This is a genomic window from Algihabitans albus (assembly GCF_003572205.1).
GTDB lineage: Bacteria > Pseudomonadota > Alphaproteobacteria > Kiloniellales > DSM-21159 > Algihabitans > Algihabitans albus.
Genome location: NZ_QXNY01000011.1, coordinates 74,929 through 97,075, shown reverse-complemented (window position 1 = coordinate 97,075; position 22,147 = coordinate 74,929). Strand labels below are relative to the sequence as shown.

Annotated in this window: 27 protein-coding genes; 10 read left to right on the top strand and 17 right to left on the bottom strand. The window is 61.1% G+C overall.

The annotated features are described in order from the left end of the window. The 6 genes from DBZ32_RS21650 to DBZ32_RS21625 all read left to right on the top strand — a co-directional run bounded on the left by DBZ32_RS21650 (window position 1) and on the right by DBZ32_RS21625 (window position 4,531). On the top strand, window positions 1–657 hold the full coding sequence (locus DBZ32_RS21650) for a GNAT family N-acetyltransferase (RefSeq protein WP_119169358.1): 657 nt from the start codon (window positions 1–3) through the stop codon (window positions 655–657). A 54-nt stretch (window positions 658–711) separates the two neighbouring features. After that, window positions 712–912 carry a twin transmembrane helix small protein gene (locus tag DBZ32_RS21645; RefSeq protein ID WP_119169357.1) on the top strand — a complete coding sequence of 67 codons (201 nt, stop codon included), beginning with the start codon at window positions 712–714 and terminating at the stop codon, window positions 910–912. A gap of 4 nt (window positions 913–916) precedes the next feature. Next, window positions 917–1,480: a cob(I)yrinic acid a,c-diamide adenosyltransferase gene (locus DBZ32_RS21640; protein WP_119169356.1), complete on the top strand. Its 564-nt coding sequence runs from the start codon at window positions 917–919 to the stop codon at window positions 1,478–1,480. 375 nt (window positions 1,481–1,855) lie between these two features. Beyond that, the gene (locus tag DBZ32_RS21635; RefSeq protein ID WP_119169355.1) at window positions 1,856–2,605 is read left to right on the top strand and encodes an electron transfer flavoprotein subunit beta/FixA family protein; all 750 of its coding nucleotides are present in this window, start codon (window positions 1,856–1,858) and stop codon (window positions 2,603–2,605) included. Window positions 2,606–2,630: 25 nt separating this feature from the next. Further along, window positions 2,631–3,584, top strand: a complete 954-nt coding sequence (locus DBZ32_RS21630; RefSeq protein ID WP_119169354.1) for an electron transfer flavoprotein subunit alpha/FixB family protein — start codon at window positions 2,631–2,633, stop codon at window positions 3,582–3,584. Window positions 3,585–3,622: 38 nt separating this feature from the next. Continuing rightward, entirely contained in the window at window positions 3,623–4,531 is a 909-nt protein-coding gene (locus DBZ32_RS21625) for a 3-hydroxybutyryl-CoA dehydrogenase (RefSeq protein WP_119169353.1), read from the top strand. A 43-nt stretch (window positions 4,532–4,574) separates the two neighbouring features. Here DBZ32_RS21625 and DBZ32_RS21620 read toward each other — a convergent pair whose 3' ends face one another. Then, on the bottom strand, window positions 4,575–5,324 hold the full coding sequence (locus DBZ32_RS21620) for a glucose 1-dehydrogenase (RefSeq protein WP_119169352.1): 750 nt from the start codon (window positions 5,322–5,324) through the stop codon (window positions 4,575–4,577). Window positions 5,325–5,430: 106 nt separating this feature from the next. Between DBZ32_RS21620 and DBZ32_RS21615 the strand changes: the two genes are divergently transcribed. Then, window positions 5,431–5,727, top strand: a complete 297-nt coding sequence (locus DBZ32_RS21615) for a DUF1330 domain-containing protein (protein WP_119169351.1) — start codon at window positions 5,431–5,433, stop codon at window positions 5,725–5,727. 399 nt (window positions 5,728–6,126) lie between these two features. On the opposite strand, the gene DBZ32_RS21610 is transcribed toward DBZ32_RS21615, so the two are convergent. Further along, window positions 6,127–6,981 (bottom strand): hypothetical protein, encoded by an 855-nt coding sequence (locus DBZ32_RS21610; protein ID WP_162906912.1) that lies wholly within the window; start codon window positions 6,979–6,981, stop codon window positions 6,127–6,129. Window positions 6,982–7,243: 262 nt separating this feature from the next. Between DBZ32_RS21610 and fabI the strand changes: the two genes are divergently transcribed. Then, window positions 7,244–8,014, top strand: coding sequence for an enoyl-ACP reductase FabI (gene fabI / locus DBZ32_RS21605; protein ID WP_119169349.1), 771 nt, complete (start codon window positions 7,244–7,246; stop codon window positions 8,012–8,014). 34 nt (window positions 8,015–8,048) lie between these two features. Here the strand turns inward: fabI and trhA are convergent, their stop codons facing one another. Further along, complete coding sequence (gene trhA, locus DBZ32_RS21600; RefSeq protein WP_119169348.1) at window positions 8,049–8,729, bottom strand: PAQR family membrane homeostasis protein TrhA; 681 nt, start codon at window positions 8,727–8,729, stop codon at window positions 8,049–8,051. A gap of 647 nt (window positions 8,730–9,376) precedes the next feature. After that, window positions 9,377–10,036 (bottom strand): PAS domain-containing protein, encoded by a 660-nt coding sequence (locus DBZ32_RS21590; RefSeq protein WP_119169346.1) that lies wholly within the window; start codon window positions 10,034–10,036, stop codon window positions 9,377–9,379. Between the two features lie 975 nt (window positions 10,037–11,011). Here DBZ32_RS21590 and DBZ32_RS21585 point away from each other — a divergent pair. Together DBZ32_RS21585 and DBZ32_RS22915 are read left to right on the top strand one after the other, a co-directional pair. Further along, window positions 11,012–12,478, top strand: coding sequence for a sensor histidine kinase (locus DBZ32_RS21585; RefSeq protein ID WP_162906911.1), 1,467 nt, complete (start codon window positions 11,012–11,014; stop codon window positions 12,476–12,478). Between the two features lie 275 nt (window positions 12,479–12,753). Next, entirely contained in the window at window positions 12,754–13,209 is a 456-nt protein-coding gene (locus tag DBZ32_RS22915) for a M23 family metallopeptidase (protein WP_119169344.1), read from the top strand. Between the two features lie 103 nt (window positions 13,210–13,312). Here DBZ32_RS22915 and DBZ32_RS21575 read toward each other — a convergent pair whose 3' ends face one another. From DBZ32_RS21575 to gvpN, 13 genes are all read right to left on the bottom strand, one after another. After that, entirely contained in the window at window positions 13,313–13,624 is a 312-nt protein-coding gene (locus DBZ32_RS21575) for a hypothetical protein (protein ID WP_119169343.1), read from the bottom strand. A 148-nt stretch (window positions 13,625–13,772) separates the two neighbouring features. Further along, the gene (locus DBZ32_RS21570; protein ID WP_119169342.1) at window positions 13,773–14,165 is read right to left on the bottom strand and encodes a gas vesicle protein K; all 393 of its coding nucleotides are present in this window, start codon (window positions 14,163–14,165) and stop codon (window positions 13,773–13,775) included. Continuing rightward, a complete protein-coding gene (locus tag DBZ32_RS21565; protein ID WP_162906909.1) occupies window positions 14,162–14,884 on the bottom strand; it encodes a GvpL/GvpF family gas vesicle protein in 723 nt (240 codons plus the stop codon). Before DBZ32_RS21565 ends, DBZ32_RS21570 begins: the two co-directional genes overlap by 4 nt. Further along, window positions 14,859–15,092: a gas vesicle protein gene (locus tag DBZ32_RS21560; protein ID WP_119169340.1), complete on the bottom strand. Its 234-nt coding sequence runs from the start codon at window positions 15,090–15,092 to the stop codon at window positions 14,859–14,861. Before DBZ32_RS21560 ends, DBZ32_RS21565 begins: the two co-directional genes overlap by 26 nt. A 2-nt stretch (window positions 15,093–15,094) precedes the next feature. Beyond that, window positions 15,095–15,991, bottom strand: coding sequence for a GvpL/GvpF family gas vesicle protein (locus DBZ32_RS21555; RefSeq protein WP_119169339.1), 897 nt, complete (start codon window positions 15,989–15,991; stop codon window positions 15,095–15,097). Continuing rightward, window positions 15,988–18,132, bottom strand: a complete 2,145-nt coding sequence (locus DBZ32_RS21550; RefSeq protein ID WP_119169338.1) for a CDC48 family AAA ATPase — start codon at window positions 18,130–18,132, stop codon at window positions 15,988–15,990. The genes DBZ32_RS21555 and DBZ32_RS21550 overlap by 4 nt, the downstream gene beginning before the upstream one ends. Beyond that, a complete protein-coding gene (locus DBZ32_RS21545; RefSeq protein ID WP_119169337.1) occupies window positions 18,129–18,482 on the bottom strand; it encodes a gas vesicle protein in 354 nt (117 codons plus the stop codon). Before DBZ32_RS21545 ends, DBZ32_RS21550 begins: the two co-directional genes overlap by 4 nt. Before the next feature lie 13 nt (window positions 18,483–18,495). Beyond that, the gene (locus DBZ32_RS21540) at window positions 18,496–18,936 is read right to left on the bottom strand and encodes a gas vesicle protein GvpO (protein WP_119169336.1); all 441 of its coding nucleotides are present in this window, start codon (window positions 18,934–18,936) and stop codon (window positions 18,496–18,498) included. A gap of 9 nt (window positions 18,937–18,945) precedes the next feature. Continuing rightward, a complete protein-coding gene (locus DBZ32_RS21535) occupies window positions 18,946–19,191 on the bottom strand; it encodes a gas vesicle protein GvpG (protein ID WP_119169335.1) in 246 nt (81 codons plus the stop codon). 33 nt (window positions 19,192–19,224) lie between these two features. Next, a complete protein-coding gene (locus DBZ32_RS21530; RefSeq protein ID WP_119169334.1) occupies window positions 19,225–20,025 on the bottom strand; it encodes a GvpL/GvpF family gas vesicle protein in 801 nt (266 codons plus the stop codon). A 154-nt stretch (window positions 20,026–20,179) separates the two neighbouring features. After that, window positions 20,180–20,749 carry an Hsp20 family protein gene (locus DBZ32_RS21525; protein ID WP_162906908.1) on the bottom strand — a complete coding sequence of 190 codons (570 nt, stop codon included), beginning with the start codon at window positions 20,747–20,749 and terminating at the stop codon, window positions 20,180–20,182. 52 nt (window positions 20,750–20,801) lie between these two features. Beyond that, window positions 20,802–21,098, bottom strand: a complete 297-nt coding sequence (locus tag DBZ32_RS21520) for a hypothetical protein (RefSeq protein WP_119169332.1) — start codon at window positions 21,096–21,098, stop codon at window positions 20,802–20,804. Further along, entirely contained in the window at window positions 21,095–22,138 is a 1,044-nt protein-coding gene (gene gvpN, locus DBZ32_RS21515; protein ID WP_119169331.1) for a gas vesicle protein GvpN, read from the bottom strand. Before gvpN ends, DBZ32_RS21520 begins: the two co-directional genes overlap by 4 nt. Between the last annotated feature and the right edge of the window lie 9 nt (window positions 22,139–22,147).

Below are 22,147 nucleotides of genomic sequence, written 5' to 3'. Positions count from 1 at the left end.
ATGTTGTTCCCAGTCCTGATCGGCGACGCGGGCCCACGGGGGCCAAAGCTGACCGGGACAAGGGTTCTGTTGCGCCAACCGACATCTCGGGACTGGCGGGCCTGGGCCGCTCTGCGCCATGCCAGCCGCCAATTCCTCATGCCCTGGGAACCGGCCTGGCCACACGATGCGCTGACGCGCGCCGCGTACCGCCGTCGTCTTCGTCAACAGGCCGCCGAGTGGCGGCAGGGTTTGGGCGTTACCTTCTTCATCTTCGACCGACGGAGCGAGCGGCTGCTGGGCGGCATCAGCGTCACCAACCTGCGCCGTGGTGTCGCGCAGACGGCGAGCCTCGGCTACTGGGTCGGCGAACGGCAAGCCCGTCAGGGGGTGATGACCGAAGCGCTGTTGCTCACGTTGGATTATCTTTTCAGCGGTCTCGGACTACATCGGATCGAGGCTGCCTGCCTGCCGCACAATGCCGCAAGCCGCCGGCTGCTGGAGAAAATCGGTTTCCGGCAAGAAGGCCGCGGCCGCGACTACCTGCGCATCGCCGGCCAATGGCAGGACCATCTTCTTTACGGGCTGCTGACCGACGATCCGCGCGGTGTCGCCTCGCCGGCCTGGACACCGGAGGCCGAAGAGAGGGCCGTGACGGTCGACGCGGCGGCGAAGTAACGTCTTGTTTGCAAGCCCTGGCGCCATCGTGACGGCGGAGTATATTCTGCAGCTATGCAGACCACGATGCTCGTACTGATCGGGATCGCCATGCTGATGACGCTGGGCGTTCTCTTCACCGGCCTTTTGGTCATGGCGCGCGGCGGTAGCTTCAATGCCAAGTGGGGCAACAAGCTGATGCGCTACCGGATCGTCTGTCAGGGCGTTGCGCTTGCGCTCTTTGCCGTCGCCTTGCTCGTCGGCAAGGGCGGCTGACGCTATGGTGCAGTTGACCCGAATCTATACGCGCGGTGGCGACAAGGGCAAAACGTCCCTGAGCAGCGGCAAGCGAGTCGTCAAGCACGATCCGCGGGTCGAAGCCTATGGTACGGTCGACGAGGCCAACGCAACGCTCGGACTTGTACGGCTGCACTGCGGCCCCGACGCCGACACCGTGTTGGCGCGAATACAGAACGACCTCTTCGACCTCGGTGCCGACTTGGCGACGCCGGAAGATCTGGACCTGGAATACGAGCCGCTGCGCATCGTCGAAAGCCAAGTGGCGTGGCTCGAGCAACAGATCGACCGTTTGAACGCCGAACTGGAACCTTTGACCTCTTTCATCCTGCCGGGCGGCTCGCCGGCCTCGGCCTACCTTCATCTCGCACGCACCGTGACCCGCAGGGCGGAGCGCGAAGTCACTGCCTTGGCCGAGTTGGAAGCCGTCGGTCCGCAGACGGTGCGCTACATCAACCGGCTAAGCGACCTGCTGTTCGTGATGGCTCGGCACGAAAACGATCAAGGCCGTAAGGACGTGCTCTGGGTCCCCGGCGCCAATCGCTGAGCGACCTTCCCAAGAGGTGCTGCCTCAACTCTAGTCCCGCGACTTTGGCTCCGGCCTTTGTCCGCCCCCGTTCTGATCGTATTTGCAGGTGTTGGTATGGTTGGATTGCGCGGATCGATCTTGAAGGGTCCCTGAGATACCCCGGCTATGATTGTGAGATTTAGAGAGATTCCCGCCCCCGGTGGCGAGATTGACTCACCTCGGACCCACTTCTATGTTGCGACCGCGAAGAGTCGGAGGATGCCGGCGCTTCGGCCTCGATCTCAACGCCTTTCACCTTGGTCGAAAGCGAGATGCGGGCGTGCCGGACATCCGTCCGGCCGCAGATTTCTCATCCAGCAGACAGTGTAGATAAAAAGCGGAAGCGGAACGCCGATGAAGGTCTTGGTCCCGGTCAAGCGCGTGATCGACGCCTACGTTAAAGTTCGCGTCAAAGCGGACGGTTCTGGAGTCGAAACCCAGAATGTGAAGATGTCCATGAATCCCTTCTGCGAGATCGCCGTGGAAGAGGCGGTACGCCTGAAGGAGGCGGGAACAGCCAGCGAAATCGTTGTGGTGTCTTGCGGACCGCAGCCGAGTCAGGAAACGATTCGCACGGCCCTGGCCATGGGCGCCGATCGCGGCGTCCTGATCCAAAGCGACGAGATGCTCGAACCGCTCGGTATCGCCAAGCTTCTGAAGGCGGTTGTCGAGAAGGAGCAGCCCCAACTGGTGCTGCTCGGGAAGCAGGCGGTCGATAGCGATCACAGCCAGACCGGTCAGATGCTGGCGGCTTTGCTCGGTTGGTCTCAAGGGACTTTCGCCAGCAAGATCCAGGCGGTCGATGGGAAGCTGACCGTGACCCGCGAAATCGATGGCGGGCTCGAAACCGTCGACCTCAAGCTGCCTTCCGTCGTTACCGCCGATCTGCGGCTCAACGAACCCCGCTACGCAAGCCTTCCGAACATCATGAAGGCCAAGAAGAAGCCGATCGAGACGACGACGGCAGCCGATCTGGGCGTCGACGTGACGCCGCGCACCAAGATCCTGAAGGTGTCCGAGCCGCCGGTGCGCGAGGCCGGTGTCAAGGTCTCCAGCGTGGCCGATCTGGTCGAGAAGCTGAAGGCCGAAGCGAAGGTCATCTAGAACATATGCGAGGGAGTTCCGGATCATGACTGTTCTGGTCGTCGCCGAGACGGAAAACAATGCCCTGAAGGGCCCGGTTCTCAACACCGTTGCCGCCGCCAAGGCGCTTTCGGCGGCAGGGGCCGGCGAGATTCACATTCTGGTCGCCGGCGCGGCCTGCGACGGCGCGGCCAGTGAAGCCGCCAAGATCGAGGGAATCGCGAAGGTCGTGAAGGCGGAAGCGCCAGCCTACGCCCATAGCCTCGCGGAAGCCGTGGCGCCGCTGATCGCCGAACTGGCGGGGGACTACAGCCACGTTCTGGTCGGTCACACGACCTTCGGCAGGAACGTTCTGCCGCGCGCCGCTGCCCTCTGCGATATGCAGATGGTTTCCGATGTCTCCGCGGTGGAAGGCACCGACACCTTCGTGCGCCCGATCTACGCCGGCAATGCACTCGCCACGGTGCAGAGCCACGATAAGATTGTTTTCCTGTCGGTCCGCGGAACGGCTTTCGATGCCGCGGCGGGCGAGGGCGGCGGGGCTGAGATCGTGGCCGCCGAGCCGGCCGAGGATCCCGGGCTCTCGAGCTTTGTCGGCCACGAGCTGACGGAGTCGGAGCGTCCCGAGCTGACCTCGGCGCGCGTGGTCGTGTCCGGCGGTCGGGGTATGCAGAACGGCGAGAATTTCGCGATGCTGGAGACGCTCGCCGACAAGCTCGGGGCCGCCGTCGGCGCCAGCCGGGCCGCTGTCGATGCCGGTTACGTGCCCAACGATTACCAAGTCGGACAGACGGGCAAAGTGGTGGCGCCGGATCTCTATATTGCCGTCGGAATCTCCGGCGCGATCCAGCACCTCGCCGGCATGAAGGACTCCAAAGTGATCGTCGCAATCAACAAGGACGAGGAGGCGCCGATCTTCCAGGTCGCCGACTACGGTCTGGTTGCCGATCTCTTTCAGGCCGTGCCCGAACTGGAAGCCGAACTCGATAAATCGGCGTGAGCCGGCGGCTCTCAACCCAACTAAGGACCCAGCAGCCGATGTCCGATACCGCTAACGCGCCGCTTTATCCCGAGAAGATCAGCACCATCGGAATTATCGGTGCCGGGCAGATGGGGAGCGGTATCGCCCAGATCTGTTCGCTGTCCGGCTACGACGTCCGGCTGCAGGACGTCGCCGAGGAGGCGCTAGAGAAGTCGGTGGCCGGCATTACCCGGCAAATGGACCGGCAGATCTCGAAGCAGCGGATCAGTCAGTCCGACCGCGACGGGGCGCTGGAGCGAATCAAGACCGGTACCGAATTGGGTCTGTTCGAAGACTGCGAGCTGGTCATCGAGGCGGCGACCGAGAACGAGGAACTCAAGCGCAGTATTCTGGTAAAGCTCTGTCCGGTTTTGAAGCCCGAGGCACTGATCTGCTCCAACACCTCCTCTATCTCGATCACCCGTCTTGCCGCCATTACCGACCGGCCCGAGCGCTTCATGGGCATGCATTTCATGAACCCGGTCCCGGTGATGCAGCTGGTCGAGTTGATCCGCGGTATCGCCACCTCGGACGATTGCTTCCAGCGTGTGCGGGAGGTGACGGAGGTCCTGGAGAAGACGCCCGTAGCGGCCGAGGATTTTCCGGCTTTCATCGTCAACCGCATCCTCCTGCCGATGATCAACGAAGCTGTCTATACCCTCTACGAGGGCGTCGGAACGGTCGAGGCGATCGACGTTGCCATGAAGCTGGGCGCCAATCACCCCATGGGGCCGCTGGAGCTGGCGGATTTCATCGGTCTCGACACCTGCCTGGCGGTGATGTACGTGCTCTACGAAGGCTTGGCCGATTCCAAATACCGGCCCTGCCCATTGCTCGTTAAGTACGTCGAAGCCGGCTGGGTCGGTCGGAAAGCCGGCCGCGGGTTCTACGACTACAGCGGCGACAAGCCGGTTCCCACGCGATAGCGCGAAGGCCGCCGGATAGGTGACGGCTGCCTATACCCGCTCGCTAAACGCAGCGGCCGCCGTCGACCTCCATCAGCACGCCGGTTATGAAGGCCGCCTCGTCGCTGGCGAGGAAGACCGCCGCCGTCGCGATGTCCTGCGGCGTCGAAAGGCGCCCGAGCGGAATGGTCGCGACGAACTTGGCGCGTGCATCGGGTGTATCTGCAACGCCCATGAAGGTCTCCAGCAGGCCTGTCTCGCCGATCACCGGACAGATCGCGTTGACCCGTATGCGGTCGGGCGCCAACTCCACGGCCAAGGATTTGGTCAAGGTGTTCACGGCGCCCTTCGTCGCGTTGTACCAGGTCAGACCGGGGCGAGGGCGCAGGCCGGCGGTCGAACTGGTGTTGACGATCACGCCGCCGCCCTGTTCGCGAAAGACCGGTACGGCAAGCTGGGCGGCATGGAAGATCGCCTTGACGTTGACGTCGAAGCAGAGGTCGTAATCGGCCTCCGTGATCTCCAGGAGCGGTGCGTTGCGATGACTGTAGCCTGCGTTGTTGACCAGAATGTCCAGCTTGCCGAACTGGTCGACCGCCGTGTCGATCATACGCGCGACCTGGTCGCGCTGAGTCACGTCCGCTTCGACGGCGACGGCGTTGCCGCCGATCTCGCGCAGTACCGATTCCGCCGCCGCCCGATCGATGTCGGCGACGATCACTTGAGCGCCTTCGATCGCGAAACGGCGAGCGATTCCCGCTCCGAATCCCGAGCCGCCGCCCGTGACAATCGCTACCTTATCGGCTAAACGCATCGCTTCCGCCTTCTGTAGTGTTTTGTTGCGGATCGAATGAAATCATACGGCTGCGCGCCGGGCAAAGCCGGCAACGGCAGGGCTGTTAAAAGAGAAAGAGGATGCGATGCCCGCTTACATCGTCGGTTTGGTTCATGTCGACGATTCCGAAACCTACGATCGATATCGTGTCCGAACGCCGGCGGTGATCGCTCAGTACGGTGGACGTTTCCTGGTTCGCGGCGGAGACCCTCAGGTGTTGGAGGGCGACTGGCCGGCTCCGCGCGTGGTGGTGATTGAGTTCCCCGATGAGGCAGCGGCCCAGCGCTTCTACGAATCGCCTGAATATCAGGAGATCCTGCCGATCCGGCAGCAGGCATCCCGCGGTACGCTTGCCATGCTGCCTGGTGCGCCGCAGTCCTGATCGACTTAGAGGAGCGTCCCTGTGACTCCTCCCGCGTTTGGCAGCCATCTCGATCCCTACCGTCAGGCCGAGGATCTGTTACGGCCCGTCTCGGCTACCCTTTTCGCTGCTGCCGCCAGCAGTGATTCGGGACTGCTCCAATTGCTCGAGGCTTATGAGGCGGAGGCGATGCTGCACGCGCCGGGCTTGCCCCCGCTCGAGTCGTTCGGGCCCGAACGACTCCTGGCTTTCGGTATGACGGCCCGTGCTTGGATGCTGACCTCGGACCAAAGAGGACAAGCGCCTGCGGCGGCGGCCCTGCTTCGGGCCGCCGCCGGACCTCGGCTTCATCGCCGAGCGTCACGCTATCGCTTGCGGACGGGAGGGGTTATGCAGCTTGTGGCGCTGTTGCCCCTGTTTTCAAACAAGCAGAGCGAGGTCGTCGAGGTTCTGGCGACCGTCGGCCGCAAGCCGCGCCACATTGTCGGCGAGTTGCCGGCGAAATTCCATTCGGCTTAACTCAACCAGGAATAGGGTCTGACGCTGGGTCCTTTCGGGAATCGTCAGAGCGTCCAGACAAGGTATGACGCGCTGGAAACCGTAAGGTTTCGGAGGCAGCTCGCTCGTGCGGGTATGGAAGATCGTTCCTGTGTGCCAGTCGGCGCGGAAAAAGCGCTCGCCCATCAGTCGCACCAGCCGGGTCGTCAACAGTGCCAGTCGCCGTCCACGCATGGCGGGATCGACCAAGGTACCGCCAGAGTAGGAAATCCGGCCGGAAAGGTCGTAGCCCTCGGGCAGGATCGTCTGCAAAGCGGTTCTGTTTCTGTGCCCTGGGCGGTGGAACAGTCCACCGCTCTGTATGAGCGAACTGAAAGTCTCGGTTTCGAACAAGCGCACGGCGTTGCAGGCCAGGAAGCGCCCCTCCTCATCTCGAATTACCACCGAGCCGCTATCGCTTTCGTCGAGGTCCGAGCAGTCCGGATCGAAGGTGGGGTTAAGCCAGCCTCCCTGCTCGGAAATTGCCTCGATCCAGGCCTGCGGCCCCAATTGGATGTCGAGCAGCAGGCCGGCCTTCTCACAGATCCGCGCGAGTTGCTCGGCGAGCACCGGAGCATTGGGATCGATCGGCGACCAGGGTTGGGGGAGGCGCGCGCGCTCGCGCGTCTTCACACCAGGGGCAGCAATGGCTGCTCCAGCTCTCGCGTTTGCCGTGGGCGCTCGACCACCGGGGTGGAGATCGGATGGCAGTGTCCGTCCATATGCGATCATGGTCATGGCACTTTCCTTTCGTCTTTGGTCAGCGGTATCGATCGATGCTTCTTTGCGTTTTGCGCCGAGCTACCATCCTAAATTGCACCCAATAGTGGCGGTGGAGTCATATAAATCGCGCTTTTGTCGAAAAGCTGTTCTATCGGCCCTGAGCCTGTGAAACCAGAGCTAGTCCGGTGGCTTTCTTCGCAAACCAAATCGATCGTCATCGACCGGTCAGACAGAGACGTTAGATTGTCGGCGATGCTGCATCTGCGAAGGAGAGATTATGTTTTCGTTGAATGGTAAACGCGGTCTCGTGATTGGGATCGCCAACGATCAGTCGATCGCTTACGGCTGTGCCCGGCAGTTTCGCCGGCAGGGCGCCGAACTTGCGGTGACCTATCTCAATACCAAGGCCGAACCCTATGTGCGGCCTCTCGCCGATGAGCTGGAGGCTGGAATCGTCTTTCCCTGCGACGTGCGCGAGCCCGGTCAGTTGGAGGCAGTGTTTGCGGAGATTGAGGCACGCTGGGGGCGCCTCGACTTTCTGCTGCATTCCATCGCCTACGCTCCGAAGAACGATCTGCACGGCCGTGTCGTCGACTGCAGCCAGGCCGGTTTCCTGCAGGCGATGGACGTCTCCTGTCACTCGTTCCTCCGGATGGCCAAGCTGGCCGAGCCTTTGATGGAAAAAGCCGGCGGCGGGTGCCTCATGACCGTGACCTTCTACGGGGCAGAGAAGGTGGTGCAGCACTACAATCTGATGGGGCCGGTCAAGGCTGCCTTGGAAGCTGCCACGCGCTACATGGCTGCCGAGTTGGGCGAGAAGGGCATTCGGGCCCATGCCATTTCGCCGGGTCCCCTGCTGACGCGGGCTGCAAGCGGACTCGATCGATTCGAAGCCTTGATGGATCAGGCGCGTGATCAGGCTCCGGGACGGCGACTCGTCACCATCGACGAGATCGGGGCTCTGGCCGTGTATCTCGCAAGCGACGAAGCGGCCGCCTCAACGGGCACCTTGGCCTACATCGACGGCGGCTACTCGATCATGGATTGAGCCGACGCGGATCGGGCGGCGACCGTCAGCCGGGTCAGGCCGCCGCCGGCATCACATAGGTGGCCACGGCGGTGAAGTGCGCGCCACTGGCGATCAGGACTAGGGTATGCCAAACCGCATGATTGAAGGGGAAGCGCCGCCATAGATAGAAAACCACTCCACCCGTGTAGAGAACGCCGCCCAGGACCAGGAGCTCCAGGCCCGTCGGCGGCAAGGAAGCAACGATCTCCTCACCGGCGACCGCCAGACCCAACCAGCCGATACCGAGATAAAGCGGCACGGACAGCCAAGCGATGCGCCGTCCACGCGGCAGCAGTCGGGTGATGATTTCCAGTCCGATACCGGCCAAGGCGAGCGCCCAAACCGCAGCGAACAGCGCGGTGCCGATCGGTGGGTCGAGGGCGAGTAAGGTGAAGGGTGTGTAGGTGCCGGCGATCAGTAGATAGATGGCGCAGTGGTCGCACAGCAGGAAGAAGCGTTTCGCAGGGCCCGGCGGTAAGCCGTGATAGAGCGTGGACGCGAGGTAGCAGAGGACCAGGCTGGTCCCGTAAACCGCAGCCGCCAAAGTCGCGGCTCCGCTGTCTCGCTCCAGTGCCAGCCAGAGCAGAACGACCAAGCCGCCGACGCTGGCCACCGCGCCGAATCCGTGCAGCGCGGCATGCACGACCTCTTCAGTTTGCGTGTAGCGGTTATCTTGGCTCTGAGCGTTTGTCATGGCGAGGACCTTAGCCGCCGCCCTTGACCTCGGTGAAATCACTAAAGGTTTCAGCTGATGGCCCCGACGCGTCCGATGCGGTGGGCTGGTTGACGCCCGTTAGGAGGCGTGCCGGACGGGATTCTCTCGGTGGATTTTCATAGGCCGGTGGATTGTCATAGACCGGTTACGTGCAGGCGCGCACTTCGTCTGGCATACTTGAATCGAAGTTGGGGGGAGTCCGAATCGCCAGTTCGGATGATGACAACCGATAAGGAGACCGCCGAGATGTCGCCTAGTCCCGCCCTTCAATCAGACGTTTATCCTTCCCCTCTCGCACGAAACCGCGAGCGCGGTGCCTTTCGTCGAGAGGCTTGGGATCGTTATCGCGCCGCAGCTCATCGCTTTGCCTGTGAACCGGAGGACCCGGCCGCGGCCGTCGAACTGGAACAAGCTGCCGATGGTTTGCGCCGGGCCGCCGCGATCGCTGCTTGGCGGCGCGCTTAGATCGGCAAGACAACCCTGTACGGATGCCGATGTCGCAGATCCAACTTCCGGCCCGTTTGCCCGGGGGACGATGTGGGATGGTCCGTCTGGACGCGGATCTTCGGAGTAAAGCTGCGCGGTCTCACACATCGTGAAACGCTTTTGCCAGCTCGCGATCCTTTTTAGGCGCGTCTGCCGTACACTCTCTGTGTGTCTAGCGCCGGCGAAGTCGTTGCATCGCTGATGAAGCGACGAAGCAGACAGAGCAGCACGCGCGCGCCGCCCTTGGACTGGCCAGATAACGGCAGGAAAGCACCCTCGTAGCGATAGAGGCTGCCAAGCTGATCGTCGTCGTCACGGAAGGTTGCGAGCCGGCCCTCGCTCTCCGTGGCCATCTTCTTCCGGCCGGCTGCGCGGCCTTCGTCTGCGCAAAGCTCTTTCCAGGAGTCCAGCAGGAAGTCGCGCAACGGCCCCTCGATAGCTGCGACGGGCCGACCTGTCGGTTCTTGGCCGAAGAGTTCCACGACACCGGTGCCGGCCAAGCGGTATCGCGGAGCTCCAGTGGGGGCTTGACCATCGGGGGCTTGAGCGTCCAGCAGTGCGAGGCACGGCAGAAGCGTCCGGATTTGCGCGGGATCGATGTCGGCCCGACTGGGTAGCTTTCCGCGCCGATGCAAGGACCGCCAGTAGGCGACGGTATCGACCATTTTCGTGTGAAAGCCTGCCTCCAAGAGCTGGCGGCGCAGGCCTGTCTCGTTCGCCATGATATCGGCGCTAAGGCGCGCAACCGAGACTTCGGCCTTAGCCGGCATAGCGATGCGGCCTTGTCTCTGCGCCGACATCGCTATGGGATTCTGCTTGTGTAGCGTTAGCCGCCGCGTTGCGAAACTCGGTGCGTTCACGGACTTGCCCCCTGTGTCACTTCAGATGTGTCACGTCAGAACAGACACAAACGCCGCAGGTTACAGCCCCTCCTGCCTTATCCTGCTGCTATCCAGTCCGACTCAAGGCCGTTCCTCTGTCTTCCTGCCCACCAACTCGATTGAGTCCCCTTGCGGCAATTCCCGCAATGCGGAGCTACGTTCCTAATCTTTAGGTTAATTTATAGTTAAAGATCAGTGGTCGGCAAGGCTTAGATTGACTCATCTCATATGAATATGGATTTGTTTGGGGGATGCATTGATGTGATGATAAATTTAACAGCTCAAATCTTTTTGATTGTTGTATGAATAGCTGAGCATAGGAAGGTCGGATAAATTTTGCTCATCCAGGTTGAAACCAAAATCATTCACTCTTTTACTTTGAGTATTCCGACATCGGCGCAAGAGTTGTCCCGAGCTAAATTGAGATTCCCGTGGATTTAACATAATCGTAATAAAATATTTCAATCCAACACTTATGAAATACAATCGCATGCTCGGTTTGCGCGGCGATGAGCTTTTGATCGCGAGGTGAGGCCCAAACGGCGCAGCGCTCTATTTCCGCTGACGTCGCGACTTCCTTCTGACAATCCGCCTCCGGATTTGGAGTCAGCCGAACTTGGATTCAAAAGGCCGCGCGCTGAACAACTCCTGTTCGACGGCAGTTCGATCCCTATTCCGGAGCGGCGCATCATTAGGGAGCTCTGACGGCAGTCCGGCTTGTGCTTCCTCGGTCTCGATTGTAGGGGCATGCGATTGTGCGGAGCGCGAAATAAAAGCTTCACGATATTGTAACTTATGGTCGTGTTTCTTCCGTCAATTCTATCTTTAGATATAGTCTCTAGACCCGCAGAAGACGCAGCCCTTGAGGGCGGTTCTGTAAAAGGGTCGAGAAGTATGGCAAGCCTGCAGCGGCGATTGGGTACTGCCATCGTGTGGCGTTACGGTTTGGCTTTAGCGCTGATCGCTTTGCTCTCCGCCAGTGCCTTCGCGATTCTGGTGATCACCATCTCGGCCGAGGAAAAGCAGGCCGATCTACTTCGACTGGTGACGCAGCAGCAAGCCGAGAGTCAGCGCCTCGCCTTCTTCGCCAACGCTATTGTCTCCGCGACCAATGACCTGGATCGGTCTGACTATCGGCGCGAGCTTCACCGCAGTATCGAGGCAATGGAGCGCCGTCAGGACCTGCTGGTGCACGGCGATGTTGCCGGGGAATTTGCGCCAAAAGACGTTGAACGGGTGCGCCGTCTGTTTTTCATGGGCGGCAACCCCTTTGATCAGCAGGTTCGGCGTTTTATCGCCCATGCGCGGGCTTTCTACGAGTTGCCCCCCGACCAGGTGAAGCGAGATCGTGCCGAGCTGCTGGCACTCAATCTCGCGGGTATGAATTTCATCCCGCAGGGCTACGATCTGATATCGGATTTACTTGCGAGTGAGCGCGACGGCACGATCGGCTGGCTGAAGAAGTTCGAAATCGGGCTCTTCACCGCGATGCTGACGCTTCTGCTGCTCGAGGCCGTTTTCATATTCTGGCCGTTGGTCCGGAAGATCGTTCAGTCGATCGATGAAGTGGAGGCATCGCAAGAAGAAACCCGTCGAATGGCGGAGAAGGCCGAGAAGGCGAGTCGCGCGAAGAGCAACTTCCTCGCTTCCATGAGTCATGAGCTGCGGACACCGCTGAATGCCATCATCGGATTCTCCGATACTCTGGAACGAGAACTATTCGGCCCGCTCGGAAGTCAACGCTATCGCGGTTACGCTGGGGACATTCGAAAGAGCGGCGAGCATCTGTTGAACCTCGTGAACGATTTGCTGGATCTCTCCCGGGCGGAGGCTGGCCGCATGACGCTGGAGGAGGGGACTGTAGATCTCGTTGCGACGACGGAAGCGACTCTGGCGATGATGCGCGGGCGGGCCGATCAAGCGGGTGTAGCCTTGGTCTGCGATCTTCCCAAGGGTCTGCCGGGTCTGAGTGGCGATGCTCTGAAGATTCGGCAAATTCTGATCAACCTGCTGTCCAACGCCGTAAAGTTCACCCCGGCCATGGGCACAATCCGCATTGCCGCGCGATGTCAGCAGGACGGCGTGCTGAGTCTGACTGTTACCGACACCGGTTCTGGAATTCCAGAGGCCGAGATCGAGCGACTGATGCAACCCTATGAGACTCTCAGCCCAGCAGTCGCGGATAATCGAGACGGTACCGGTCTGGGCCTTGCCATCGCCAGCGACTTGATGCGTCTTCACGGCGGTCGGCTCGAGTTGACCAGCCAGCTGGGTCGAGGAACCGTGGCAACGATGTTTTTTCCGGCAGACCGCATGATCGCGCTGGAGCGCGCTAAGGTCGCGATCGAAAGAGTGGCCTGACGCTGCTGCGATCAAGTGTGAGTCTGTAATCAAGTTTTCTCTGCTAGATCGAAAATTAATGAAATTGGGATGCCATCCACTGAATGTGAAAATATAGTATCGGGTTTTCCTAAAATAGATCATCCATTTTTATTTGAATAAAGATCGACGTCTGGACGAGATTTTCATGATCGGCAGACGTCGTGTTGAAAGGGTCAAGGTTTTTAGCGATTGCCGCACGTTCCGCGGTCCTGGCGCTGTGCGTCGCGGCAACTGCGGAGGCCCCCGCACCGCTGATGTGTTCGGTACCGCCCCTCGATCCGGTACCAAAGATTAGCAGTGGTTTCGGTCCTCGCGGCAGTGGCTGGCATGCCGGAATCGATCTGCCGGCTCCCGTCGGCACCCCGGTTCAAGCGGTAGCATCCGGAGTGGTCGTCCGCGCTTCGGCACACCCTGTCTTCGGCCGCGTCGTTCTGCAGCGTTTGGGATCGGGCAGCGGCCCCGGCTTGGGGGTCTATGCAGTCTACGCACATCTGGAAATCTTCGCCGTGCGGCCCGGCGAACTTATTGCAGCCGGAGACAGAATTGGTACGGTCGGCAGCACGGGTCGAAGTACGGGGCCTCACCTTCACTTCTCGCTCTTACGGGACGTGCCGGACGCCAAGATACGACGGAGCGGGCCTATCGGGGTTCGTGAGCTCGACTATGCCATCGACCCGACAGGCGTCTCGGGTTGTTCGTCCGTGCAATGAAGCCCTCCAGCTTCCTGCGCGGTCTAGGCCAATCGCTGGACAGCGGCACTCTCCCACCGGGCAGGAAGGGAAGGTGTCGCCGTCCAGCGAGATGAGGAGTGGGTCAGGCGGCGTTCAGGCGATCCAGGACCTGACGTGCTGCCTCATCACTATCTTGAATCAACTCCTCCCACCACGACGGTTCGATCGTCTGAGGATCGTAGTGGATCGTGAGCGTGAACATGAGGGGATTCACGCTGGCCTTATGAACACCTTCGATCGCATCGAGCAGACGGCCGCCTGTCGAATTCTCTATCTGTCTGAAGATACTCACGGCGCCGATCCGGTATCGGAGTTTAACCTTTCCTTTATTATGCGACACGATCCGCAAATGCTGACGCAGATTCATCACGAGATTCTTGTCGATATCCGGCATTCGTTTCTCCATGTATGATGACTTTCCAGGCGAGGTCTAATAAATCGAGTATTCAGTCCGATTTGAGACTTCGCAATTTGGGGAAAACCGAACTACGGGATAGGAAAATTTGAGATGCCGACTGCCTGTCTGGCGGACTCTCCAGGTGTTACTTGGCTTGGCTTTCGGCTTGATTCTCGGCTTCCAGATCCTGGATGCTCCCGAGGTCCAACCGAAGATCGGCATCGGTCAGGTCGAATGCCTTTTTCAGTTCCTGCATGCGTTGATCGAGGCGCATCAGGGTCTCGCCAAGACGCTCGACGTCGGCGTCACCGAGATGTCCCGCCTCCACGCGGCGAAGAGCCTGGCGTTCGAGCAGTTGGCGGATCAGATCGACAATGCTCAGGACGAGTTTGGTCAAGCCCCGGTCCACGGAATCCGGGTCCAGATCGATCCGTGAAGGCTGGGTCACACTCTCTGACAGAGCCTCGCTGGCTGCGTCCAACGCCTCATCCCGTTCCGGCGCCCAGAGCAACTTGTCGGCCGGTGCCCAATCGGTCATTGCCGCGACCCGCCGGTTTCGAACTCCAGAAGCCCGGATTTCACGAAGGAGTAGGGAGGCCAGGGACCGGACGCCAGCAGAGCGGGCATGCCGGCTTCGCTTTGTGCGGCTTTGACTTCCGACCGAAAGGCCGGCATGGCGTTCCAGGGAACCAGGTAGGCGAAGCGGAGCGGAAGCTCGGGCTGTTCGGATCTTATCACGTGGCTGCAGCGTGACAGTTTCTGCAGCCTGACGTTCAGGCCCTCGACGCGCGTGCGCAGCTTACGGGCCTCTGCCGCGCGCCTTGCTTCCGCGCGGCGCAGTTTCTCCAGGTAGGCCTGTCCGGGTTGGCTGCTCTGTGGAGGATGTACGTCGGCGGCACCGTGGTGCAGGTGGGTGGAAGGCACCGCGGAGAGACCAAGCTCGACGCACCCGGTGACGCGATCTAAATTTGCGAGGATCGCGGTCAGTCGGGATCGGATTGCGCCGGCCAACCGCTCCAGGTCGGATACCGCAGTGCCGAAGCGAAACGGCAGGATCGGACGTGTGGCCGATAGTCTCTCGACGACCGCCTCGTGTTGACAGAGCGACGAGAGCTCGTAGGCGGGTGTCGATGTCGTATCGCTTACCGCAAGCGTGACATCGCCCAGCGGAACGGATCGCACAATTGCATCCTCGAGTCCGAAGATTTTTGGAAACGGGAAAAAATCCGTTTCACAGAGAGCGTAGAGATAGATCACGCTCCTCTCCTTTAGCGTCACTGAGAAACGTGTCGAGGGTGTCGGTTGAAGCGAGTACCGCCTTCAAACCCAGATAGAGCAAATCGATGCCGGCGACGGAGATAACGGCATCGCCTCTCAGGACGACGCCTTTCGTCAGGGCGCGATCGAGAAGCTCTGCCAGGACAAGGCGTTGTGCGGGTGTCTGAATATCCGAGACGACAGGCATGGCTATAGCTCCTTGTCGCCGGAACCGACGGCGGCCCCCGTCCCGTCTGCGGAGATCATCGCGAAGCTGTAGGGTGGTAGCGGTCCGACGACATCGAACGAGAGACCTGCCGCCATGTGGTGGCGCGCGAGTTTTGCGATGACATCCTTAAAGTGGGACTCGGCATCGCGAGGCACCAAATAGGCAACGTTCGACAACATGTCCTTCGTCTTGCCGTTTGGGTCGTGAGATTGAACAGGTTGTACCTTGTCGGCTCGCACTGTCTTGGCGATCGTCTTGTGGATCGCCCTGGCGCGCTCGCCGGCGGCATTGCGTGCCGCCTCTCCGGCCATGGTTTCGAGTTTGCGTTTCAAGAAGAAGGCCGTGCCCGGGCTGACGGTAGCGCTACGTCGTGCAAGCTGTGTCAGATGCGGAGCCGTTGCCTTGAGATGAGTGCTGAGTGTTCCATAGTCGACGAAGAGTTTGACGCCCCATTCGCGTGCGCTCTGGATGGCCGCGAAGGCTGTCTGCAGGTCCGTGTGATGGCTCTCGAGCGCGCGCAGCAGGGCCGTTTCGTCTGCGAAAAGAGTACAGAACTTGAATGGAAGAAGCGGCACCGGCGGCAGCGATGTCAGGACCCGATGATGATCGAGTGCGCGCGCCTGCACCCAGTCGTGATCCTGAAACCGCTCCTTCAACGATTCCTCGGAAAAGACGGAAAGCGGCACCTTGCTGACCAGGGCGACCAAATCTTCGAAGGGAACGAGGTAGAGGGGGCGATCCGGGACCAGTCCCTTAACCTTCAGGCAGCGAGTCAGATCCGTCGCCTGGGCGCTGACGACGCCGTAGAGATAGATCAGCGCGCTTTTGTCGCCCTTCGTTCTGCGCCTCGACGTGGCGGCGGCCAACATTTGTCTCATTCGCTCGTCTCCCGCCGCGTCGCTTCGAGCGCACCATCGAAATCGGCACGGGTCACCACAGCCGGACCGGCTGCATCGGGGTTGAGACGCCGGCGAATCGTGCGCACCGCCGCGTTGCGGCAGAGTGCGGCTAGGGCGGCTCCGGACCAGTCCGCCGCTCTCTGGGACAGGTCACGCAGGGAGACGTCGTTTGCGAGCGGCATGCGGCTGGTGTGAATGCGCAGAATCGCCTCGCGTTGTGCTTCGTCGGGCAGTGGCAGCTCGATCAGGCAGTCGAAGCGGCCAGGGCGGATCAAGGCCGGATCGAGACGATCTACCCGATTGGTAGCGGCGATGACGGTGATGTCCTGGAGTTGCTCCATGCCGTCGAGTGCGACCAGGAACTGCGCGACCAAACGCTCGGAGACTGGATCCTCGCCCGATCCCCGGCGTGGCGCTACGGCATCTATTTCATCGATGAACATGACGCAGGGCCTGGCTTGCTTGGCCTTTCGGAAGAGTTCGCGCACGGCGCGCTCCGACTCGCCCACCCACATGCTGACAAGCTGAGGCCCCTGGACGGCGATGAAGTTGGCTTCGCATTCGCCGGCAAGAGCGCGCGCCAGCAGCGTCTTGCCCCGTCCCGGTCCTCCATGCAGCAGAATCCCCCGCGGCGGTCGCACGCCCATGCGCGTGAACAGCGGTCCGTGGGTCAAAGGCAATACGGCTGCTTCGTGAAGGGTTTGCTTGATCTCCTCCAGACCACCGACGTCACTCCAGCGCGTCTCAGAGATGTCCGCCGCGATCTCGCGAAGCGCCGAGGGGCCGACTTCGTTGAGGGCTTCCTCGAAATCGCTGCGCTCGACGCGAAGCTCGCTGACCTTATCGACGGGCAGCGTGCCCTCATCCAGGTCGATGTCGGGCAGCAGGCGTCTGACCGCCGCCATGGCCGCTTCGCGGCAGAGCGCGGCGAGATCGGCACCGACGAAGCCATGGGTCGTACCCGCAAGATGGTCGAGCGTCACGCCTTGGCCGAGAGGCATGCCCCGACTGTGTATCTCCAGGATCTCCTGTCGGCCGTCCCGGTCGGGGACACCGATTTCCGTCTCCCGATCGAAGCGGCCGGGTCGACGCAGGGCCGGGTCGATGCTGTCGGGAATGTTGGTCGCCGCCGCAACGATAACCTGACCGCGTGTGTTCAGGCCGTCCATCAGTGCCAGCAGTTGAGCCACGACCCGCCGCTCCATCTGACGGTCGCTGTTCATCTGCGTGCGGTTGGGGGCAATGGCGTCGACCTCGTCGATGAAGATGAAGGCAGGCGCGTGCTGCTTGGCTTCCTCGAAGATCTTGCGCAGATGCGCTTCGCTGGCGCCGTAAACCTTGTCGATGATCTCGGGCCCGTTGATGTGAATGAAGTACACACCCGCTTCATGCGCGACGGCACGTGCGATCAAAGTCTTGCCGGTACCCGGCGGTCCGTAAAGCAGTACGCCCTTGGGCGGATCGATCCCGAGGTGTTCGAAGACCTCCGGGTGCTTCAGAGGCAGCTCGATGATCTCCCGAACGCGGCGCACCTCCTTGTGCAAGCCGCCGATATCCTCGTAGGTCACCGCGCTCGGCGCCTCGGCCGTCCCCTCGCAGCGCACCTGAGTGGTTCTGTCGAAGATCACCTGGCCCGGCGGATCGGTCCGTTGAACCACGAAGGTGTGAGGTTGAGGTCCGAAGGGTGTCACACGTACGCGGTTGCCGCGCTGTACGGGAATACCGTCCAGCAGTTTGGTCAGGTAACGGGAGGGCAGGCTGCGTCCCGACGACTCGACGGTCGCGAGGACGACGGAGCGCGCCCGGCGCGTCACGCCACGACGTATGGTGACATGCTGGTCCAGTCCGGTTCCGGCGTTGGCGCGCAGGATTCCATCGATCTGGATCACGCGTTGTCCGCGCTGGTCGGTATGGGCCGGCAATACTCTGCAGAGGGCGGCTCTTTTCCCGAGCACTTCGATGACATCGCCGATTTCCAAGCCAAGCTCGCGCATGTCCCGTGGGTCCAACCGCGCGATCCCACGCCCGGTGTCTTTGGCCATCGCCTCGACGACACGCAGGTTGTCGCTGTGGATGTCGGCGCCGCTTTCGGCAAGGGAAACGTCTGCCGTTGGAGTCATGACTTGCTCTCCTTCTCGGGTTCGCCCGTCAGGCGGGTGGCGTGCGTCAAGGACTCCAGCTCGTCCGTTTGCGGTCCCGTCAAGCGTTCCAGCCGCTCAATCCGTTCCCGCAAATCTTGGTTTTCCGTCTGAAGCTGCTGTGCGCCGGTGGAGAGAGCCGGGTCGCTTTCCCACCAGTTGATACCGATCTCCCGGGCGCGATCGACGGAGGCGATGACCAGCCGTACCTTGATGGTCAGAAGTTCGATTTCGACAAGGGAGACAGTGATGTCACCGGCGATCACCACGCCTCGGTCGAGGACGCGTTCCAGAATGTCGGCGAGGTTGGTTCCTCCGGTGGCGTACTGCATCGATCAAGCCTCCCTAGTCGTTGACCTGGCCGCGCAGGAATCGCCGAAGCCGCTTGTAGGTCTCCAGTTCTCCCTGGGCATCCAGGACCGCTTCGTAGGTGGCCAACACATCGCTGGTCGTCGGGACGCGGCGAAGCTCGACGAGATTGACGTAGGCGCGCCAACCACCCTCGTACTCCTCCATCGCCGAGACGGTGGCCACCTCGAGACCGGTGATTTCCTGAAGCTGCTGCTTGGCTCGGCGCGCCGCCTGTACGACGGTCAACAGGGGTTTCGCCGGTGGAGCGGGTTCCGGTGTCGGTTCCGGTTCGGCTGGCGGAGTTACCTCCGTCGGTTGGGCCGGCGCCGGCGCGTCAAGCGAAGGCGCCGCCGGCTCGACGTTCGGTTGAGATGCGGCGGAGTCCGGGAGTGCCGAAGCCGTCGTCGGATCTGGCATGCTCGTTGTGTCGGTCATTGCGTGTCACTATCTCCGTTGGCTTTCGCGAATCTGTTTGAGACGTTCCAAGAGAATCGTTTCTCCCTCCTCCAATTCGGCCTCCGTAATCTGATTGAGATCGAAACGAAGCTGGAGATCTTCCATTTCCTGCTGGATCTTCTTGGGATCGAAGACTTCGGCCTCGAGCTTTTCGGCCAACTTTCCGGCAATCCACATGAATCCCTTGGCGGGCGCTGTAACTGGGCCGGTCAGTAACGTTTTCAGAAGACCCATCGAAAAAGGATTTCCTTTCCAGTGGTCTAAAGCCTATGGAGTCGGCATCAGATCGACGAAGTTGTAAGGGGCCGTCGGGCCGACCAACTTGAACAGAAGCCGTTCGGCGTGGGTGCCATCCAGCTTGGCGATGGCTTCCTCCAGTGCCTCGATCTTGGAACGGTCGATGAGCAGGGCAACGTTGAGAACCATCTGTTCGCCGAGGGCGTCGAGCCGCTTCACGCGATGAGCCAGCGGTGCGATGCAGTTGAGAAGTTCCTCCGCCTCGCGTGCACGTTTTTCGGTGACTGCGGACTCGAGTAACTCCCCGATCTTGACGCGCTCGTAATAGGACTCGTCGGGCGACCGGCCCATGAGCGAGTCTCGGAGCTGGGCGATGTCCGGCCGAACCGCGAGAACCTCGGCATAGAGCACGCCTTCCATCCAGAAGACCTTGAGCCCCATTTCCGCGCGTCCCTCGAGTTCCGAGAGAACCTGTCGGATGGTTTCGTGCTGTGGCTTTATAAGCGTCTCATTGACCGCTTCCGGTGTCGGCGCCACGCTGCCGAAACGGATTGGCACGATCGTATGATCCGCCATGACGGTCTCCAGGACACGCATATGAGCTGTCAGATTGCGGCGTGTGCCGTCGTATTCGGCCTCTGGCGAGGCACTGACGACAGCGGAGAGCCCGTCGAAGGGCAAGCTGTAGACCTTGTCGCCGGCGCCACCGATACCGTCGACGTCGAACGTGAGAGGGTCGTCGCCGGCAATGACGCAGTAAAGATATTGGCCCTGTTCCGAAGTTGCGTTATCTAGAAGCGGTGCCGTGCCGTTGGGAAGTTGTGAGGTCATCGCTTGGAACACTCCTATCTTTGGGTAGAGACCGGGCTCCTCGTGAGCTTCGAGTGCGGTGGAGAACGATGATCTCCTTGCACTCGGCCAGCAGGGGGCGTCGCCACCGCTGCCGCGTGGCGTAAGCTCGCACTTCGGAGCGCAACTGAAAGGTTTAGGGTGTGGGCTCGGGTTCCGAGCTACGTTTGCTCAGCCGAACGTTGAGCATGCCGTTGTTGCAGCTCTTCTCTATCGGCTCGAGTTCGATCGAAGCAGGCAGAATGAGATGCCGGCGGTAACCGCGAACACCCTTGGCCGTCAGTGTGAGACCGCGTCCATCCACATCGATCGAAACGTCGACGTCGTCGATGCCGCACCCCGGTACTTCGGCGGCAACGACGATCTCCTTGTCCTCGTCGAAGACATCCACGAGCGGTTCGCGCAGGCGTGATGCCGGTCCGGGTTCCTTGCCGCGTGCCGGTGTGCTCTCCAGATTGCCGCCGGCGGCCTCGCTGCAGGTTCGAACGCGCAGATTGGCATTGATGACACCGGGGTTGTCATCGGTCGAACCCGATGCACCGCTCAGCGGAACCTGAACCGTTCGGGAGAGTTCCGTGGTGCCTTGCTCCAAGGCCTGGCCGGCCATCTTCGCAAGCAGCGTCAGGCCTTCCAGCAGGAGGCTCGATTGGGCGGCATTTCCGCGCGCGGCTGGCATGCTGGACGGAGGCGTTCGTCTATTTGCCATGGCGTCGTCTCCTTTTCTCAGGATCACCCGCAACGGGGCGATATACATTTGTCTAGGTACGTCTGGTGGGACTTCCGGCCGGCGCCGGATTGACCGGCCCCGTCGGCATGGACACGCCGGTCGCTGCGTGAATGGCCTCAATCTGAGTATTGAGTCGCTGCAGACGGGAAAGGGTCGTCTGCTGCTGTTCGATCCAAACGCGATTGAGACGCTCCAGAAGCATCTTCTGGTGATTGAGCCTGGCCAGCTTCGTAATGAGCCGACCGCGATTCTTTGCCAGAAGTGGGTCCGCTCGCTCGCTCGGCGTGATGATGCTGTGCATGCCGCGTGCTTTCGAATATTCGTTCATGCCATACCTCCGATTGCCGTGATCTCCGGAGCCGCTGCTCCGGCGGAAGGGTCGTCGGGTCTTGAAAGTCTGGCGGTCTCACCGGCGAAGATGGGACGAGGAGCGCCGTCGAAATGGTGCCGTGCGAGTTCCGTCATGAAGTTGCTTCGAGCTTCCCGAAGACCGGCGTCCTTGCCACCGCCGCACCTGGCCTGCAGCACATCGGCACAAATCTTCTCGATTAGCGGGTCTCTCATAGTCAGTTCGAGTGCGCCGGCTTCGACGATTTTGGCGATCATGATCGATGCGCGCATCGTCGGCGTCTGCTCGTAGGCGCCGGAGCTCCGATACGCCCGCACGAAGTCGACGATCCGTTCGGCTAAACCTCTCGATACGCCCGAGCGAGCCAAGGTGATGTCGATCTCTGTCTCGCGATCCTGATGATCCAGCTCGATCGTTATCATCCGGTCAGCCAGCGCATCCTGAACCGCATGGGTTCCGGCATACTCAAGCGGGTTGCTGGTAAGGATGAGGGTGAAATTGGGATGTACCTTCAGATACTCCTCGCGTTTGTTGTGTGCGGGCAGAATGAGAACCCGCTCCTCCAGCACACCCAGAAAAACGTTGTTGGCCGAAGCCGGCGAGCGATTGAACTCGTCGTAGATGAAGGTGTGACCCTCGCGGCAGGCAACGGTCAGGCGGTGGTCCTGCCAGCCTTGGATCGCATTCTCCTCGACCTTCGTGACGGAGTTGACGAAATTGTCGACCACGCGCGTTGTCTGATACCCGGATTTGGCGCCGACAAGATCCGCTGTGGTCATGTTCTTATCGCCGACGACCATGGATATGGGGCGGCCGAGGCTGCTCGCGACGTGCATGGCAATAGAGGTTTTGCCACAGCCGGCGGGACCACGCAGATGGACTGGAATGCTGGCCCGCAAGTAGGCGCGTATGCGGTTCGACAGTTCAGCGAGACGATCGGTTTCAACGAAGCCCGACTTCGGTTGATTCTGCAGTCTCTGAGACGATAGCTGGGCTTTTGCCTGGCCGACGGCGTTCATGTCGCTCTC